Raw genomic sequence first — 19,056 nt, 5'->3', positions numbered from 1 at the left:
AGATATGAAAGAACTAGATGTTGGTGGTGAGTATGAATATGGCTTTAAAGATGATATTGAGCCTGTTTATTCAACTGGGCGTGGCTTAACCGAAGCGATTGTTCGAGAAATTTCGGCAGCAAAAAATGAACCAGAGTGGATGTTGGATTATCGACTTCGTGCCTTTGCCTTATATGAAAAGATGCCAATGCCAAGTTTTGGTCCTGATTTGTCTAAGTTAGATTTAGCTAATATGCGCTATTTTCAACGTGCTAGTGATAATGTTGCTAGAGACTGGGAAGATGTCCCAGATAAGATTAAAGAAACCTTTGACCGACTTGGTGTTCCAGAAGCTGAACGTAAATACTTAGCTGGCTCTTCTGCACAATATGAATCAGAAGTTGTTTACCATCATATGCGTGAAGATTTTGAAAAATTAGGAATTATTTTTATGAGTACAGATGCTGCCGTCCAAGAATATCCTGAATTGGTTAAACAGTATTTTGGCAAATTGGTTCCTGCCTCTAATAATAAATTTTCAGCTTTAAATTCGGCTGTTTGGTCTGGTGGTACTTTTATCTATGTACCTAAAGGTGTGAAGACCGAGGTGCCTATTCAAAGTTATTTCAGAATTAATGCGGAGAATACAGGACAATTTGAACGAACATTAATCATTGTTGATGAAGGCGCAAGTGTTAATTACGTTGAAGGTTGTACAGCACCTAATTATTCGGCAGACAGTTTGCATGCGGCAGTCGTTGAAGTGAACGTCATGAAAGATGCCTATTGTCGGTATACAACGATTCAAAATTGGTCAGATAATGTGTATAGCTTAGAGACAAAACGTGCTAGAGCCTTAGAAAATGCGACGATGGAGTGGGTTGATGGTAACCTTGGATCAAAAGTTACAATGAAATATCCAAGTATTTATTTAGATGGTCAAGGCGCACATGGCACAATGTTGTCGATTGCGTTTGCTGGTGGGAATATCGTTCAAGATACTGGGGCAAAAATGATTCACAATGCTAAAAATACGACTTCTTCGATTGTTTCTAAATCGTTATGTAAAGATGGTGGACGAGTTGATTATCGAGGTTATTTAAAATTTGGTAGACATAGTGATGGTTCGTTTGCACATGTCGAATGCGATACAATCATCATGGATGATAAATCAGCGAGTGATACGATTCCATTTAATGAAATTTTAAATGGCAATGTTTCTATGGAACATGAAGCTAAAGTTTCTAAAATTTCTGAAGAACAATTATATTACTTAATGAGTCGCGGAATTTCTGAAGCAAAAGCAACAGAGATGATTGTAATGGGATTTGTTGAACCGTTCACCAAAGAATTACCGATGGAATACGCTGTTGAATTGAATCGTCTGATTGAGTATCAGATGGAAGGCAGTGTGGGGTAAAATAGTTTAGAATGATGTTACTTTTCCTAAAAAGTAAATAAGGGGATAATAATTAAATGATATATGCACTGGAAATAAAAGGCTTAAAAAAAGAATATGCAACGGGTGTTAAAGCGTTACGTGGTATTGATCTGGCTGTAGAAGAAGGGGATTTTTATGCACTTTTAGGGCCTAATGGTGCGGGAAAATCAACGACAATTGGTATTATTACATCTCTTGTGAATAAAACAGCGGGAACAGTGAAGGTTTTTGATTACGATATTGATACCAATTTGGTACAAGCCAAACAACAAATTGGACTTGTCCCACAGGAATTTAACTTTAATCCTTTTGAAACGGTTCAACAAATTGTTGTTAATCAGGCTGGTTACTATGGTGTTCCTCATAAAGAAGCAATGGAGCGCAGTGAAAAATATTTAAAACAGTCAGATTTATGGGAAAAACGTAATGTACGTGCACGAATGCTTTCTGGTGGGATGAAACGAAGATTGATGATTGCCAGGGCATTAATGCATGAACCTCGGTTGCTCATTTTAGACGAACCAACTGCGGGTGTAGATATTGAGTTGAGACGTGAAATGTGGTCTTTTTTAAAGGAATTGAATGAGAATGGCACAACGATTATCTTGACGACTCATTATTTAGAAGAAGCAGAAACACTTTGTCGTCATATCGGTATTATTCAATCAGGTGAGTTGATTGAAAATACGAGCATGAAAACTTTATTATCAAAATTACAATTTGAAACGTTTATTTTCGATTTAGATGTGTATGATAAAAAGCCAGAAATTATAGGGTATAAAAATTCCTTTGAAGACGCGCAAACAATTTCTATCGAAGTTGAACGAAATCAAGGTGTTAATGGGATCTTTAAACAATTTGATGAACAAGGGATAAAAGTTCTTTCTATGCGAAATAAATCGAATCGATTAGAAGAGTTATTCTTGAAAATTACGGAAGAAAAGCACCAAGTGGGGGAGAAACATGTTTAATCAATATTTTACTGCATTAAAAAGTCTCGCAATAAAAGAAACTAATCGTTATTTGAGAATTTGGGTACAGACATTAGTACCACCAGTGATTACAACATCATTGTATTTTATTATATTTGGTAAAATGATTGGTGGCCGAATTGGTGCAATGGGTGGATTTTCATATATGGAATTCATTGTACCAGGGTTAATTATGATGTCGGTGATCACTAGTTCGTATGCTAATGTATCTTCGTCATTTTTTTCTCAGAAATTTCAGAAAAATATTGAAGAATTACTAGTTGCACCAGTACCAACGCATATTATTATATGGGGATTTGTTATTGGAGGACTTGGAAGAAGTGTTTTAGTTGGGGCACTTGTCACTATTATTTCATTATTTTTTGTACCTCTTCATGTTTTTTCGTGGGTCATTATTATTATCACACTTTTGATGACAGCCATTTTATTTTCATTAGCAGGATTAATTAATGGTATTTTTGCACAGTCATTTGATGATGTGTCAATTGTACCTACGTTTGTTTTACAGCCATTAACTTATCTTGGTGGTGTTTTCTATTCTATTTCAATGTTACCACCAGTTTGGCAGGCCATCTCTAAGATTAATCCAATTGTTTATATGATTTCAGGATTTAGATATGGTTTTTTAGGTAAGACTGATGTATCACTTGCTTTATCAATGATAATTCTTATTCTGTTTATTGGTGTTCTTTACTGGATTTGTTGGTATCTTATTAATAAAGGTAGAGGTTTGAGAAGTTAGGATAGCCAATGTAATAATCCTTCTTTCTTATTAATCATTCTGTGACGGTTGATCAATAATGAATCTGGATAGCACCAAAAACAAAAGTCTTATGGCTTTTGTTTTTTTGTTAGGGTACGAAAAATGGTACCAAAGATAGATATCGTAGACTCTTTAAAAGATAGATATAAGGTATATTTTGAAAAAATGTCTGTTTTTCAAGTAAATTATTATTAAAACACTAGAATAACGTTTATACTAGCTACATATAAAACTAAAAAGGAGATAAATAATGACTATAAATAAACAATTAATTAAAGATGATTTATACGAAGCAGTAAATGGTGAATGGTTAAAAACTGCCAAAATTCCTGATGATAAACCTGCGACGGGTGGTTTTAATGATTTAGCTGATGAAATTGATAAAACTTTGATGGCTGATTTTGAAAAAATGTCAGCTGATTCTAGTGTTAAAGCACCATTAATGCAAGAATTTTTAAACTATTATGCCTTAGCAGCTGATTTTGATCGACGTGAATCAGAAGGAACCTTACCATTGAAAAAAGTTTTAGCACCTTTAGAAAATTTAACAAGTTTAGCTGATTTCGATACTAAATGGGCAGATTTTGTTCGTGCGGGTTATCCAACACCACTTGGGTTTGATGTTGATGCTGATATGAAAAATGCTAAAATTAATGCTTTATTTGTGGCAGCTCCGAGTTTGGTTTTACCAGATAAAACGTATTATGAACGAGATAATTCACAAGCTGAAGGTTTACTTAAAGCATTTAGGGCGATGATGACTAAGTTATTAGTTGCTTTAGATTATAGTGAAGAAAATGCAAATCATGTTATTACAGAGGCACTAACTTTTGATCGTAACTTAGTGCCAAATGTCAAGAGTGCTGAAGAATCAGCTGATTATAGTAAAGCGTACAACCCACAAAGTTTCACAGAATTTAGTTCACAAAGTAGTAATTTAGATTTAAAATCAATTGTTAAAAATCTTTTAAATGGGAATGAACCAGAAAAAATAATTGTGACTGAACCTAAATTTTTATCATCTATTGATGAACTCGTGAATACAACTCATTTTACAGAATTTAAAAGTTGGTTAATTGTTAAAACAGTAGGGAGTCTTAGTTCATATTTATCAGATGACTTACGTGTTATTGCTGGTGAATACGGGCGTGCATTATCTGGAAGCAAGGCACCGAAAAAACAACAAAAGTTTGCTTATTATCTAGCCATGGGAACCTATAGTGGGGTTGTGGGCGAATATTATGGATATAAATACTTTGGTGAAGATGCTAAAGCAGACGTTCAACAGATGGTTGAAAAGATGATTAATGTTTATCAAAATAGATTGGCTACTAATAATTGGTTAACAAGTACTACACGTGATAAGGCAATTTTAAAATTAAGTAAATTAGGTATTCAAGTTGGGTATCCAGATAAAATTAACCCGCTTTATCAAAAAATGCACGTTAATATGGAAAAAACATTGCTAGAGAATGCAATGGCCTTTGATAAATTAGCCACTGAAGATATGTTTAGTAAGTGGGATAAACCTGTCGATCGTGATCTTTGGGAGATGAGTGCAGCAACAGTTAATGCTTATTATCATCCCTTTAAAAATATCATTGTCTTTCCAGCGGCTATTTTACAAGCACCATTTTATAGTTTAGAGCAGAGTAGTAGTGCTAACTATGGTGGTATTGGAGCAGTTATTGCGCACGAGATTTCACATGCTTTTGATAATAATGGTGCGCTATTTGATGAGTATGGTAATTTGAATAATTGGTGGAGTGAAGCCGATTTGACCCATTTTAAAGAATTATCACAACAAATGATTACTGAATTTGACGGAACTGAATTCGCAGGCCAAAAAGTTAATGGGACTTTAACAGTTTCTGAAAATATTGCTGATGCTGGTGGGCTTAGTTGTGCACTTGAAGCGGCTAAATCTGAAGACGATACTGATTTTGAAGCATTTTTCATTAATTGGGCACAAGTATGGCGAATGAAGGCTTCAACACAGTATATGCAATTGTTATTATCAATTGATGTTCATGCCCCTGCTAAGTTGCGTGCTAATATTCAAGTTCAAAATTTAGCAGAATTTTATGATGCCTTTGATATTGTTGCAAGTGATGCAATGTATAAAGCAGTCGATGAACGCGTTAATATTTGGTAAATGATTAATTAAGACAAATTAAAAGGACATTATCAAAATGATAATGTCCTTTTTGCTGCGATTGTTTATCCGTAATACTTAAAGGTAGCATATTATAATACTTCGTTCTCTGTAATTTTTTCTTCCAAAACGTTGAAATTATATTCAGAAAGTTCATTTAAGCCATTTTTACTCTCATCAAAGAAAGCAGTTAAACTTTCAGATAACATTAGATTGATAACACGACCAGCTTCAAATTGAACTAAGATAACTGGAATATGAGCTTCTACTGCCATACCAACTTCAAACATAGTACCAGAGTCAGGTTCGTTATCTTCGTCTTCTTTGTAGTCTAAGATAGCAACAACAACGTCTGCGCGATGAACTTGGCGTGTGTCAGCTAAATAAACTGCACGTTGCCATTGTTGACTGAATTGTTCATATTGTTTACTTTGATTATCTTGGGGCAAGTAAATATTGTCACTATCAATTGTTTTGTTCTCTTTTAATGCTGCAACAACTTGAGAAACACGTTCACGTTGTTTGTCGCTAAAAAATGGACCTGCTAAATAAACTTTATTCATTAATATCGTCTCCTGGAATATATATTTGCTTTTTTAAGTATAGCATGACATTTTAAAAATGGGCACAAAAAAAGAAGACAATGAAGTCTTCTTTTTCAATTTCTAAACACCGTAAACGAATTGACCTGAATTAAAGTGGTCAGCTGAAATAACGTAAACGTTACCACTATTACGTAAAGTAAAGTTAGCTAAATCATTTAATAAGTTATTGGTTGTTTTTCCAGGTTCAGTATCGATAATTTGACCATCACTAATTAAACCAGGGAATACAGCGTCTTCGTTAATTAATAAAGTATTAACACGATGTTGCGTTAATAGAGCAAACAAATCGATTGGGTTTGTTTTGCTTGGATTAACTTCATCAAGTGAACGAGCACGATCCAATAAATGATCAATTGTTTGATTGATTAAAATTTGATTTTGATCTAACAAATCTTTTTCAATTTCTGTAGTTGTTAGGGCACTAGGTGATTTTTTAATTGTAATTTCTGAATTAACTGATTTTAATTTTGTTAATTCATGGAATAAGCTTTGATTTTTAGGTAGTCCAATAAGGAAAAGACGTTTATAAATTAATTCGGGATGGGTAACTAGGAATTTTTCAATTGCCAAGTAGTAATTTCTATTATCAATCGCTTTTTCTTCATCCTTAGTATTTAACCCATGGAGGGCGCCAGTAGGGCCATGAGTGGTCGTGGTATCTGTACTTTCAGGACCAAGAGTTGATACCATGTCGATAGGAGCATCCTCTGGGAGTTCTTGTTTCAATAAGACACCTTCTTTGAATTGATGTAATTCAAATGAATCACGGTGTAAGCTTAGGATTGTTCCTGATAATTTTGTTGCTTGTTGAGCTAATAAAGGTAAAGTGTATGCTTCAGGACCAACAATAACTTTATCTACTTCAATAGCGTGATTTAAATTAAATTTAAAGTAATCGTTAGGTGTTAAGTAAAGTGCGATACTAGGGAATTGACCGATTTTATCTGCAATTTCATTAATAAAATTAACCAATTGTGTTTCAATTAGTTCCCAAGTTTTCTTAGGTACATCCGAATGAGCTTCTTTGGCAGTTTTTAAACTAGTTTTTAGTTTTAACTGATTCTTCGCAGCAAAATTAATACCTGGATATGTTTTGATAAAGATTGATACAATGGGTTCTTCTTTGATTGTGAGTAATTTTTTCAAATTGTTATGCATTGACATAATGGTTCCCCCTTTATATGATTACCTTTAGTATAACATCATGAAAACGGTTATCCAACTTATATGGTTACGTTTTCATAAAAGGAGTAAATATGATTTATTTAGAAAAAGATAACAAAAATATTAAAAAAATGGAAGCTTACATGAAAAATAATTTTTCTTACTTAGGGATTAAGACACCAAGTCGACGTGAACTAACAAAGGACTTGATGAAAGAATCTAAGAGTTGGCCTCTAGAAGAGTTAATCTCACAAATTTTAGCTTATTATGGTCGTGAAGAAAGAGAGTATCAATATGTTGCAATCGACTTAGCACAAAAAAATCTTAAACGATTGACGGTTGATGAAGTCCAAGTATTGGTTGAGTTAATTAAGGTTAAACCATGGTGGGATTCAGTAGATGCTTTACGTAAGGTTATTAGTGACTTTTTAAAATTAAGTCCGATAAATTTTAACGATATTAGTAAGCAATTTGAAAACCATGATAATTTCTGGATGCGTCGTGTGGGTATAAATCTTCAGTTAGGCTATCGTGAAGAAACTAATCTAGCTTACTTATCAAAGATGATTTTGAATGATAGAACAACAGATGAATTTTTCATCCAAAAAGCGATTGGTTGGTCATTACGTGAGTATGCTAAGACTGATGAAAATTGGGTTATAACTTTTATTGAGAGCCATGATCTATCAAAGCTAGCTGTGCGAGAAGGACTTAAACATGTGAAGACAAAATAAAAAAGACTGATTTTATTCAGTCTTTTTTGCTTATTTTAAGGTTAAGAATTTATCTCCGGCAAGGTCTCTGTAGAAATTTGCTTTAATTGCTTGTTGATAAGGCATGTACCAAATATAACCAATTCCAAGTGTCACGATTGATAATAGGTACCAACCAACCAGACTTAACTCTATTACGAATAAATCAAATTTGTGTCCGTTCATTAATTCACGGCTTAACGTTATTTTTTTATTAATACTGATGTCAGGATGATTTGGGTTATCTGTTAAGTCTTTGTTAATCATAAAGACTTGTGAATAAGAATAGTATTTAATAATTCCTGGGACAATAAGCAAGAGAGTCCAAAGTGTACTATAAATGGTTTTGAGAATGGCGATACCAATAGATGGGAAAAATAATTCATTTGAGAAAACTTGGAAACTTTGTGTAAATGCATGTTCTGGTGTTTTTTGTGAACTGACCCAAGTTAAGAATGTATATGAAACACCTACAAGTAGAATTTGAAAAATAAGATAAAGAACAACGACAGTTGCTGAAATTATAGGACTGATAGCTGATGATTGGTTATTATTTTCAGTAGAATATAAATTCATAATGTCTGCGTACTCAGTAGAATATAAGCGAGAATAAACAATAAAAATAAGGATTGCTAGTAAGCTAACTAGGATAGCTGACTTCCAGTGTCCTTTAAGTAATGCCTTTGATTCAGATTTCAGTTGTTGTCTCGTTTTTAGTGGTTTTTCCATGATGTGTGTCTCCTTAATTGTATATGTTTTAATAATATTTTAAGCATACATTAAACCAAATATTAAGTCTATACTGACAGATTGAGAATGTGAGTATTTCAATATTTTTAGACGGTATAAAAGTGAAACAAACCAAACTTTTTGTTAGATTGTAGTAAGATGAATAGCGTAATCTATATTAATGGAAGAAGAGTGAGCTAATGGTAAATAAAATGAAGGCCATCGCAGCATTTGGAAAATTTCCGACAGAAGATAAAAATGCATTACGAGATGTCAAAATCGATAAACCGACACCTGAAAATCATGATATTCTTGTGAAGGTAACGGGTATTTCAGTGAATCCAATAGATTATAAATCAAGAATGTTAATTGATTCTGAAGAAAAATTACTTATTTTAGGTTTCGATGCAATCGGGGTCGTCTCTGAAATAGGATCAGAAGTAACACAATTTAATAGTGGTGATAAGGTTTTTTATTTAGGTGTCAATAATCGTTCAGGAAGTAATGCTGAGTATCAGCTAGTTGATGAACGACTAGTTGGAAATGCACCCAAGAAAATAACAGACAGTGAAGCAGCCGCTATGCCACTAACAGGTGTAACAGCATGGGAAGCATTATTTGAAAAATTAAATTTCATTCCAGAGAAAAATGCCAATAGTGGAAAATCAGTTTTAATTATTAATGGAGCTGGTGGTGTAGGCTCTATTGCTATTCAACTTGCTAAATGGGCTGGTTTGACTGTTATCACGACCGCTTCAAGATTAGAAACGAGCGATTGGGTTAAAAAGATGGGCGCTGATATTGTCATTAATCACCGAAAAGATTTGAAGAAACAATTAGTTAAATTAAATATTAATGAAGTTGATGGTATTCTAATATTGCACTCAACAGAAACTTATTTTGATTTAGCAGCAGATATCATCAGACCTCAGGGTATTATTACTTCAATTGTGGGCACATCTGATAATTTACCAATTGGTAAATTAAAAAATAAAAGTAATGAGTTTAAATGGCTAACAGTTTTTACTAAAGGTGTATATTACACGGCAGATATGAGCTCTCAAGGTAAAACATTAAATCGCTTAGCCACGTTATTAGATGAAGGCAAACTAAAATCAACGATGACTAAATCATTGGTGGGGATTAACGCCGATAATTTACGAACGGCTTCTGAAGTTGTTGAAAATGGTAAGATGATTGGAAAGTTTGTAATAACTGGTGAATTTAACGCGGAGGTATAAGCTATTGAGTAAAAAAGAAATTAGAAAAATGATTATTAACAAGATGGTTGATTTGGCAAAAAATAAGGTCCTTGAAAAAAGGAATCAGGAGAAGGCAATTATTGATAAAGTTTTACAATCTGAAGAATGGGAATCGGCTGATTCAATCGGATTAACAATTAGTCAATCGATTGAGTTTAGTACTAACGAATTACTATTGGCGGCACTGTCTCAAGGTAAGAGGGTGTATATACCAAAAACGATGCCTGAAAAGCAACTTGCATTTTTACCTTACTTATCTATTGAACAGGTGCTTATAAAAAGTGATTATGGACTATTAGAACCTGAATATAATGTTGCACTTGAAAAGAATAATTTAGATTTAGTGATTGTACCAGGAGTTGGGTTTAATTTAGAGAATAATCAAAGGATTGGCTTTGGCGGTGGTTATTATGATCGGTATATTGCAAAATATCAACCAAAAACAATTTCACTTTGTTTGGACGTTCAAAATGTAATTTCTGAGAAATGGACAAGTAATCAGTTTGATATTAAAATTGATAAAATTATTACAGTATAAGTTCTATTTGAATAAATCCTTAACAAAATACAGTTTAATAATATTATTTACATTAATATACGAATATAGTAAAATTGTAATTGCTCATTAATGAGATAAACACGAACAAATGTATTTATGAAAAGGAGATTTAAAATGATTAATCGCATTAAATCATATTTTGAAATTGATCAGTTACATACAACGGTTAAACGCGAAATGTTAGCTGGTTTTACAACGTTTATATCAATGGCTTACATATTATTTGTTAATCCTACGATTTTAAGTGCTTCGGGGATGGACAAAGGGGCAGTATTTACTGCAACTGCATTATCAAGTGCTTTAGGCTGTATTTTAATGGGTATTTTAGCTAAATACCCAATAGCAACAGCTCCCGCATTGGGTATTAATGCCTTTTTCTCATATTCAGTTGTTATAGGTATGGGAATTCCATGGCAAACAGCTTTAGCAGGTGTATTTGTAGCATCACTAATTTTTATTTTAATTACTATTTTTAAACTACGCGAAATGATTATTAATGCTATTCCAAGTAACTTAAAATACGCTATCTCAAGTGGTATTGGTTTATTTATTGCTTTTATCGGTTTACAAGATGGTGGCTTAATTATCGCAAACAAATCCACAGTTGTGGGCCTAGGTCCATTGACCGTTGGTACAACATGGTTAACAATCTTTGGCTTAATTGTTACTGCAATTTTAATGGTTAGACGTGTTCCAGGTGGTATTTTTATTGGGATGTTTGCAACAGTTATTCTAGGATTCATCACAGGATTAATTAAAATGCCAACACAAGTTGTTGCCGGTGCCCCAAGTTTGGCCCCAACATTTATGCAAGGCGTTAAACATATTAGTGATATTAACACGGTTCAGTTATGGGTAGTCGTTTTAACCTTCTTGTTAGTTACTTTCTTTGATACTGCTGGAACACTTGTTGGGTTAGCTCAACAAGCCGGATTCATGAAAGACAATAAAATGCCTCGTGTCGGTAAAGCTTTAGTTGCTGATTCAACAGCAATGCTTGCTGGCTCTGTTTTAGGAACATCTCCAGTTGGTGCATATGTTGAGTCTTCAGCAGGTATCGCCGTTGGTGGACGCTCAGGTTTAACGGCTGTTACAACTGGATTATTATTTATTGTCGGGATATTTTTCTCGCCATTATTATCAGTTGTAACAACACAGGTCACTGCTCCAGCATTAATTATTGTTGGTGTATTGATGGCACAATCTTTAACAAAAATCGAATGGACAAAAATGGAAATTGCAATTCCAGCATTTTTAATTGTAATTGGTATGCCATTAACTTATAGTATCTCTGACGGGATTGCTTTGGGAATGATTTTTTATCCAATTACAATGATTGCTGCTGGTCGTCGAAAAGATGTTCATCCAATCATGTACGGACTGTTCTTTGTGTTCTTACTTTTCATGTGGATTTTAAATGTTTAAATAAAATAGCAAACGTAAATGACAGATCTACTATAAACATGGTATTATTTAGACTAAGAGTTTAAAGCGAACAAAAATAATACAATAGGAATGGAGAATATGATGACAAGCGAAAAGATACACATTGGATTACTTTTTGGTGGTAATTCATCAGAACATGACGTTTCAAAACGTTCAGCACATAATATCTACGATGCAATGGATAAAAATAAGTACGAAGTTAGTTTATTCATGTTTACAAAGGAAGGTGTACTACTTGGAGATGCTGCTTCACGTCGCATTTTTGATGGCGAACCAGAAGCAAAAGTTGTTGAAGATGTCTTACCAACAATTGATTTTACAAATCCGTTAGCTAATATCATGAGTTTAACTGAAGTTAAAGATATTGATCTTTTTTATCCAGTTATTCATGGTAATATGGGTGAAGATGGTACAATTCAAGGATTATTTAAACTTTTAGATAAACCATATATTGGTAGTGATGTTCGTTCATCAGCAATTTCATTTGATAAAGATTTAACTAAGAAAATGTTAACGTTAAATAATATCAGAAATACTAAATATTTGGTTGTTAAGGCCAACAATCGTGCTGAAATGACTTACGCACACATTAGTAAGGAACTTGGAGAAGTTGTTTTCATTAAACCAGCTAACCAAGGATCATCAGTTGGTATTCATAAGGCACATAACGAAAAAGAATTCCTTGAAGGTATAGAAGATGCATTTTTATATGACACAAAGCTTTTAGTTGAAGAATCAATCGAAAATCCTGATGAAATTGAATGTTCAATTCTTGGAAATACTGATTTAAAAGCTTCAAAATTAGGTGCAGTTATCGTACCTAAATCTGATGTATTTTACGATTACAATAATAAATTCGTTGATGCTTCAGGTGTGGAATTTGAAATGCCTGTTGAATTACCAGATGAATTAACAAAAGAAATCCAAGACATGTCATTACGTGCTTTTGAAGCATTGGGTTGTCGTGGTTTAGCACGAATTGATTTCTTAGTTAAAGATGGTATTCCATATCTTGGTGAACTAAATACGTTACCTGGATTCACAAACATTTCGCTTTATCCACAATTGTGGGAAGTTTCAGGAATTGGTTATTCAGAATTAATTGATAAATTAATCCAATTAGCATTCGACGAACATGCCGCTGTTAAAGAATTACATTATGACTTTACTGAATTACCTGAAATCTAAATTTTAAGAAGATTATTAGTCTGGAGACAGCACTAGTAATCTTTTTTATTTGAGTGAAGGAGAGAATAGAATATGGAAAGATGCCCATGGGCCCAATCGGGTAATCAGTTAATGCAAGATTATCATGATGAAGAATGGGGAAAGCCGCTTTATGGCGATCAACAACTATTCAGATTATTGAGTTTAGAATTAATGCAAGCAGGGTTGAGCTGGAAGACCGTTTTAAATAAACGTAATCATTTTAATCACGCTTTTGAAAATTTTTCAATTTACAAAGTTAGTCAATTTGATGAAGATAAAATTGCGGAACTAATGGAAAATGCAGATATTATTCGAAATAAGCAAAAAATTATCGCTATTATCGCGAATGCACAGGCGATCATAAGAATGAACCAAGATGGGCAATCATTTGATTCATTTTTATGGGAATTTGTAGCAAATAAACCAATTAATAATCTCTGGCGACATGCAGAGGATGTTCCAGCTGAAACCGACATTTCAAAAAAGTTATCTAAAGAATTGAAGAAATTAGGGTTTAAGTTTGTTGGTCCTAAAATTATTTATTCATTGATGCAAAGTATGGGTATGGTAGATGACCATATTACTTTATGTAAATTCAAGACAAAATAAAAAGAAATTAACCAATTATGGCTAATTTCTTTTTTTATTTTTTAAGATTATTTTTAAGAGCAGGTGTGTTATTTAAATCTGTTCGAACAACTAAGACATCAGAAACAGCAACTCGAGTTACGTATTCTGTAACTGAACCAATTAATAATCGTTCGACTGCATTCAATCCAGTAGCGCCGATCACAATTAAATCAATATCTAAATTAATAGGAACATTTTTAGCAATAACTACTTTTGGAGAACCATACTCAATTGAGTAGTCAACATTCTTAAGACCAGCTGCTTTTGCTTGTGCAATATACTTATTCAATGTCTCTTTTGCTGTATCACTAACTTGTTCAACCATTGACGTATCAAAACTTGAGATATTTTGGAATGCTCTAGTGTCAATAACATGCAAAAGATGAAGTGTAGAATCTTCGCCATTTCTTAAAGCTACTTGTACTGCTTTTTCGAATGCTAATTTTGCTTCATCAGAACCATCTACAGGAACTAAAATATTTTTATATTGTTGTAACATGGTCGGCCACCTCTTTCTTTTATATACCTCTATTTTACGACAAAACGAATGAAAATAGAAGTAAAAACGGTTACAAAGTTAGATTAATGCATAAAAAAAGATAAAATAATTGTTAAAGCACCAACCGTAAGGCAGGCTAGAGTAACTAGTATCCCACAAAATATGGGTATAAAAATGATTACTGAAATTAAGCCAACTAAGCTTTCAATACAGATAATTAACCCAAAGACAAGTAGTATTGAGCTTAGCACCTGGTTTGACTCAGGTTTAAATATCATAAAATTTTTGTTGCGATGTGAGAATAAGTAATAGCCGATAGTCAAGAGTAAGAGTGAAAGAACGGCTAAAAGTATCCGAATTAACATTTAAAGACTCCTTTATTCTTAATAAAAAAAGTCTGAGCAAACATAGTTTGCCCAGACCATCAAAGCAAAAGCTTTGGAATATCCGCGTAGTGCCGTTAATCATCTTCGTGAGTTGAGCCCGCAGTGAAGCAGGTGGCATCGACTGTACTAGCCTCTAACTACCAAGTGAAAAGGCTTGAAATTAGCTAGCCTATCAAGTTGACGCCTAGGTATAATTATTTGTTCGGTCAACATTCTAATAAGATAACGCGTACACTTCAGAACTTCATCTTTAATATAGCACAGACTTTTAAAAGGTGCAACAATTATGATGTAAGCGGCAACAAATCATCTTTTTGATGGATGTAATTTACTATATTGTTCTTTAAGTCCTTGTTCATAACGCCCGTTTGCTTTAGGCTCATAATAATTAGCATCTTTCAATTTATCTGGAAGATATTGTTGGGCAACCCAATCATTTGGATAGTTATGTGGAAATTTATAACCAATACCATGACCTAAATCTGCAGCACCTTTGTAATGTGAATCTTTTAAATGAGCAGGAATATCTCCAAAACCACCTTTTTCAATATCAGCAATTGCATTATTTATGGCAACATTTGCCGAGTCTGATTTGGGTGAGAGGCAGAGATCAATTACTGCGTTAGACAGAGGTATTTTAGCCTCTGGAAAGCCAATTTTTTCTGCCGCCTGTACAGCAGTTAAGGTTCTAGCACATGCTGCAGGGCTACTTAATCCGACATCTTCGTATGCCATTGTGATTAAACGCCTTGCAATTGTAGGTAAATCACCAGCAAGAATTAAACGTCCTAAGTAATGTAAAGCCGCGTTAACATCGGAACCTCTTACTGATTTTTGAAAAGCAGAAATAACATCATAGTGAGCATCGCCATCTTTATCATGGGTTAATGCTTTTCTTTGTAGACACTCTTCTATGACTGATAGTGATAAGGTAATGACACCTGAACTATCAGGTGGGGTTGACTTAGCAGCTAGTTCAAGTGCATTCAAAGAACTACGTAAATCTCCGTTGGTTGCTCGCGCTAAGTGTAACCGTGCATTAGCTTCTAAATTAATATTAAGATTTCCGAGACCAATATTTTTATCTACTAGTGCACGATCAAGTGCAGTTTCAATATCATTTTCGTCTAAAGGTTTAACTTCAAAGATTTGTGTTCGACTTCTAATAGCTGGATTGATGGTAATGTAAGGATTTTCTGTTGTTGCACCGATTAAAATAATTTGGCCACTTTCTAAGTGGGGTAATAAGAAGTCTTGTTTAGGTTTCGTTAATCGATGGATTTCATCTAAAAGTAAAATAACAGTACCGCTCATTTTTGCTTCTTCAGCTACGATTTCAAGGTCTTTCTTAGAATCAGTTGCAGCATTTAATTTACGAAATGCATACTGAGTTGATCCGGCAATAGCACTGGCGATACTCGTTTTACCAGTGCCAGGTGGTCCGTATAAAATCATAGATGAAAGCAGTTTTGCTTCGACCATTCGTTTGATAATTTTACCTGGACCAACAAGGTGTTGTTGGCCAACGACTTCTTCAATTTTAGTTGGTCGCATTCTGAATGCAAGTGGTTGTAACATATGTGGCTCCTTTCACGTTGATTACTAAAGAATAGTATAGCATATTGCATAAATTTAATTGGCACAATGGATTGCAAATATGAAGGATTAATTCAAATATTTGGTACAATGTAATAGACAAATGAGGAGGCACAATGATATGAAACTAGATGCAATCGGATTACAAATTCAGGAAGAAAAGCTCGCACCTCTACTTAGAAAATCGTTGATAGGATTAGAGCGAGAAACTCAAAGAGTGAAGAATACGGGAGTGCTGAGTTCAACTGATCATCCTGAATCATTAGGAGATAGATTTAAACATCCTTATATAAAAACAGATTTTGGCGAATCACAAATGGAATTTATCACGCCACCAATTGAGGGGGCTGATAATGTTATTAACTATCTAGATGCCATTCAACAAGTCGCAACACAAGAATTGGATAGTGATGAACAGTTATGGCCATTGAGTTCAATTCCTAAATTACCAGTGGATGAATCTAAAGTAAGAATAGCGCATCCAGATGAATTAGGATTTATATACCGAAATAAATTAGCAGAAAAGTATGGAAAAAAACGTCAACTTTTTACGTCTGTACATCTTAATTTTAGCTTTCCAGAAAAAGTAATTCAGATTTTATTTGATTCTGAGTTTCATAGTTATTTTAATTCTTATATAGAATTTCATAATTACGTCTATTTAAAAATTGGACGCAAATTTATGGAAAAGAGTTGGCTTACAACTTACTTGTTTGGAGCAACACCAATTGTTGAAAGTACTAATTATAATGCTTGTCATCCGGTTAGAAGTGTTAGAAACAGTGAATTTGGCTATACCAATATTGATAGTTCAGTTCAAGCTTCTTATCGATCAATTAACTCATACGTTACGTCACTTAATAAGATGGTCCAGAATGGTAAATTGTTATCATTTTCTGAATATTATGGAGATGTACAATTTAAATCAGCTACTAAAAAGGAAGATACATTAATTTCATCTGGTGTTAATTATATTGAACTCCGTGGATTTGATGTTGATCCATTTTCTCGTGTTGGTATTCAAGGTGACACAATTAAGTTTATTCAATTATTAGCGGCTTACTTTCTAATGACGCCAGATATGGCAGAAAATGAAGTTGATGATATTATATTTAAAGCGAAACAATTAAAAAATGAGGTGGCAATAGAAGACCCTAAAACAACCTCGATTGTTAAAAATGCTGCAATAAAACTGCTGAACGAATTAATTTTATTTAATGATAATTTTTATCTAGATAAAAATTTAGAGGATACATTAGTTCAATTTAAATTACAATTTGAACGACCTGAATTGAGTCTGAGTGCAAGGATAGTTGATGAAGATATTAATAAATCGTTGGCTGATTTTGCAATGGAACAAGCAAAATCTAATAAGATAAAGTATCAGTCACAGTTAAGTTCATTGATTGGCTTTAACTGTTACTCGAAAAATACGCAGCTTATTTTAGCAGCGTTGATAAAAAGAGGGTCTTATTTTGATCTTGTTGACAGTGATTTGGACGTCATACGGGTGAACGGACATCTTCTGCAAAATGGGGTAATTTCTGATTTAGATACCAGTGTTTTAAACAAAATTGCATATGACAAGCAAACAACTAAAAAAATATTGGGCAACCTTGATATTAAAGTTCCTAGTAGTATTAATGTACACACTTTAGATGAAGCTATGAACTATTATGCAGATGTAGTCAACAAAGCATTAGTTATTAAGCCAAGATTCATAAAGAGCAGTCAAGCAACACATGTATTTCGAGTGGCTCCGACGTTAAGCGAGTATAAAGAAGCCGTTAAACGTATCTTATCAATTGATACACAAGTTTTAATTGAAGAAATTACTGTTGGGTCAGTCTATCGATTTATGATTGTAGGTGGCCATGTAAAGGGTATTGTTGAAAGATTACCAGTTAGTGTAGTTGGCGATGGACGAAAGACGTTGGCACAGTTAATTACAATAAAAAATGCACAAGTAGAACGTACTAGTCAAGGTCCATGGTATCCGCTTAAATTGTCAGAAGTTGAACATCAAACAATAGCATCACAAGGTATTACTGAATCAACTGTTATTTCAAGAGGGTCTGAAGCAATCATTAGATATGATAGTAATTTTTATTCGGGTGCAAATCAAAATGAAGTTAGCAATCAAATGGACGAATCATATATAGCGTTAATTGAAGGTTATGCAAAACGTTTAAAAATGACGATGGGGGCAGTTGATGTGGTTATTCCTAACTTGTATATAGCATATGACTATAGACATAGGGATGCTTTAACCGTTCTTTCAATTGAAACGGCTCCTGATTTATCGATAAATTCGTTTCCTAATTTTGGAGATAACCAGCCTATTGCTAATGAAATAGTAAAGATTTTAGAAACCAAATAAAAAACTTAAACTACACTTAATATAAAAGTGTTAGTTTAAGTTTTTATGCTAATCGAATAAATTTTCAAAAAATGATTTTTTCTTTTCTGGCGTTTCAACTTGTATAATTGGATATTTTTCATTAATATCAATAACAGATTCATTAATCGCATTTTTTTCAGAAGCGACAACTAGCCCCATAATTTCAACCCCATCAGGAGTATCATTATTTGATGTTAATGTAAATTTAACATCATGCTTATGCGTTAAGGTGATGTATGGGGCTAATATATTCTGATCAATTGTACCATTAAGTAGAACATGATAGTCGGGATGTTCAAGTAGTTCTTTTTCAAATCCAGCCATATTTTTAGATGCTGTTACCTCAGCAACAGTCATTGCTAGGCTGACCCGCTCTCTAAATGTCCCTAAGTACTTTCTTTGTTCATCGGGATGAAGTTGAGGTGTTCCGTAAAGGCCAGATTGAAGATGTGGATCTAAGTTATTTTCAGTCATGGAGTTGACCACCT

17 protein-coding genes are annotated in these 19,056 nt (G+C 33.5%); 11 read left to right on the top strand and 6 right to left on the bottom strand.

Annotated features, from left to right (window positions below; genetic code table 11):
- The first annotated feature begins 4 nt into the window (after window positions 1-4).
- The 4 genes from sufB to AC1RP4_RS05705 all read left to right on the top strand — a co-directional run bounded on the left by sufB (window position 5) and on the right by AC1RP4_RS05705 (window position 5,330).
- Window positions 5-1,399, top strand: coding sequence for a Fe-S cluster assembly protein SufB (gene sufB, locus AC1RP4_RS05720; protein ID WP_481761649.1), 1,395 nt, complete (start codon window positions 5-7; stop codon window positions 1,397-1,399).
- Window positions 1,400-1,455: 56 nt separating this feature from the next.
- Window positions 1,456-2,391: an ABC transporter ATP-binding protein gene (locus AC1RP4_RS05715; protein ID WP_481761650.1), complete on the top strand. Its 936-nt coding sequence runs from the start codon at window positions 1,456-1,458 to the stop codon at window positions 2,389-2,391.
- Window positions 2,384-3,154: an ABC transporter permease gene (locus tag AC1RP4_RS05710; RefSeq protein ID WP_481761651.1), complete on the top strand. Its 771-nt coding sequence runs from the start codon at window positions 2,384-2,386 to the stop codon at window positions 3,152-3,154. The genes AC1RP4_RS05715 and AC1RP4_RS05710 overlap by 8 nt, the downstream gene beginning before the upstream one ends.
- A gap of 271 nt (window positions 3,155-3,425) precedes the next feature.
- Window positions 3,426-5,330 carry a M13 family metallopeptidase gene (locus AC1RP4_RS05705; protein WP_481761652.1) on the top strand — a complete coding sequence of 635 codons (1,905 nt, stop codon included), beginning with the start codon at window positions 3,426-3,428 and terminating at the stop codon, window positions 5,328-5,330.
- 92 nt (window positions 5,331-5,422) lie between these two features.
- Here AC1RP4_RS05705 and AC1RP4_RS05700 read toward each other — a convergent pair whose 3' ends face one another.
- Complete coding sequence (locus tag AC1RP4_RS05700) at window positions 5,423-5,893, bottom strand: nucleoside 2-deoxyribosyltransferase (protein WP_481761653.1); 471 nt, start codon at window positions 5,891-5,893, stop codon at window positions 5,423-5,425.
- A gap of 102 nt (window positions 5,894-5,995) precedes the next feature.
- Window positions 5,996-7,099 carry a baeRF6 domain-containing protein gene (locus AC1RP4_RS05695; RefSeq protein WP_481761654.1) on the bottom strand — a complete coding sequence of 368 codons (1,104 nt, stop codon included), beginning with the start codon at window positions 7,097-7,099 and terminating at the stop codon, window positions 5,996-5,998.
- Window positions 7,100-7,191: 92 nt separating this feature from the next.
- On the opposite strand from AC1RP4_RS05695, the gene AC1RP4_RS05690 reads away from it, so the two are divergent.
- Window positions 7,192-7,833 carry a DNA alkylation repair protein gene (locus AC1RP4_RS05690; protein WP_481761655.1) on the top strand — a complete coding sequence of 214 codons (642 nt, stop codon included), beginning with the start codon at window positions 7,192-7,194 and terminating at the stop codon, window positions 7,831-7,833.
- 30 nt (window positions 7,834-7,863) lie between these two features.
- Here the strand turns inward: AC1RP4_RS05690 and AC1RP4_RS05685 are convergent, their stop codons facing one another.
- A complete protein-coding gene (locus tag AC1RP4_RS05685) occupies window positions 7,864-8,580 on the bottom strand; it encodes a DUF975 family protein (RefSeq protein ID WP_481761656.1) in 717 nt (238 codons plus the stop codon).
- A 200-nt stretch (window positions 8,581-8,780) separates the two neighbouring features.
- Between AC1RP4_RS05685 and AC1RP4_RS05680 the strand changes: the two genes are divergently transcribed.
- From AC1RP4_RS05680 to AC1RP4_RS05660, 5 genes are all read left to right on the top strand, one after another.
- Window positions 8,781-9,821: a zinc-binding alcohol dehydrogenase family protein gene (locus tag AC1RP4_RS05680; protein ID WP_481761657.1), complete on the top strand. Its 1,041-nt coding sequence runs from the start codon at window positions 8,781-8,783 to the stop codon at window positions 9,819-9,821.
- Between the two features lie 4 nt (window positions 9,822-9,825).
- Window positions 9,826-10,380: a 5-formyltetrahydrofolate cyclo-ligase gene (locus AC1RP4_RS05675; RefSeq protein ID WP_481761658.1), complete on the top strand. Its 555-nt coding sequence runs from the start codon at window positions 9,826-9,828 to the stop codon at window positions 10,378-10,380.
- 135 nt (window positions 10,381-10,515) lie between these two features.
- On the top strand, window positions 10,516-11,826 hold the full coding sequence (locus AC1RP4_RS05670; protein WP_481761659.1) for an NCS2 family permease: 1,311 nt from the start codon (window positions 10,516-10,518) through the stop codon (window positions 11,824-11,826).
- Between the two features lie 102 nt (window positions 11,827-11,928).
- The gene (locus tag AC1RP4_RS05665; RefSeq protein WP_409022784.1) at window positions 11,929-13,035 is read left to right on the top strand and encodes a D-alanine--D-alanine ligase family protein; all 1,107 of its coding nucleotides are present in this window, start codon (window positions 11,929-11,931) and stop codon (window positions 13,033-13,035) included.
- Window positions 13,036-13,107: 72 nt separating this feature from the next.
- Complete coding sequence (locus AC1RP4_RS05660) at window positions 13,108-13,665, top strand: DNA-3-methyladenine glycosylase I (RefSeq protein WP_481761660.1); 558 nt, start codon at window positions 13,108-13,110, stop codon at window positions 13,663-13,665.
- A gap of 34 nt (window positions 13,666-13,699) precedes the next feature.
- Here the strand turns inward: AC1RP4_RS05660 and AC1RP4_RS05655 are convergent, their stop codons facing one another.
- Together AC1RP4_RS05655 and AC1RP4_RS05650 are read right to left on the bottom strand one after the other, a co-directional pair.
- Window positions 13,700-14,185, bottom strand: coding sequence for a universal stress protein (locus tag AC1RP4_RS05655; RefSeq protein ID WP_409022337.1), 486 nt, complete (start codon window positions 14,183-14,185; stop codon window positions 13,700-13,702).
- A gap of 692 nt (window positions 14,186-14,877) precedes the next feature.
- A complete protein-coding gene (locus AC1RP4_RS05650; RefSeq protein ID WP_481761661.1) occupies window positions 14,878-16,149 on the bottom strand; it encodes a replication-associated recombination protein A in 1,272 nt (423 codons plus the stop codon).
- Between the two features lie 139 nt (window positions 16,150-16,288).
- Here AC1RP4_RS05650 and gshAB point away from each other — a divergent pair, with 139 nt between their 5' ends.
- Complete coding sequence (gene gshAB / locus AC1RP4_RS05645) at window positions 16,289-18,547, top strand: bifunctional glutamate--cysteine ligase GshA/glutathione synthetase GshB (protein ID WP_481761662.1); 2,259 nt, start codon at window positions 16,289-16,291, stop codon at window positions 18,545-18,547.
- Window positions 18,548-18,595: 48 nt separating this feature from the next.
- Here gshAB and AC1RP4_RS05640 read toward each other — a convergent pair whose 3' ends face one another.
- Window positions 18,596-19,042 carry a YueI family protein gene (locus AC1RP4_RS05640; RefSeq protein ID WP_481761663.1) on the bottom strand — a complete coding sequence of 149 codons (447 nt, stop codon included), beginning with the start codon at window positions 19,040-19,042 and terminating at the stop codon, window positions 18,596-18,598.
- Window positions 19,043-19,056: the final 14 nt, after the last annotated feature.

It is taken from the genome of Dellaglioa sp. CoH-56-MRSF-10, assembly GCF_056782175.1.
The sequence above is the reverse complement of the archived record's forward strand: the minus strand, read 5'-3'. Positions and strand labels throughout refer to the sequence as shown.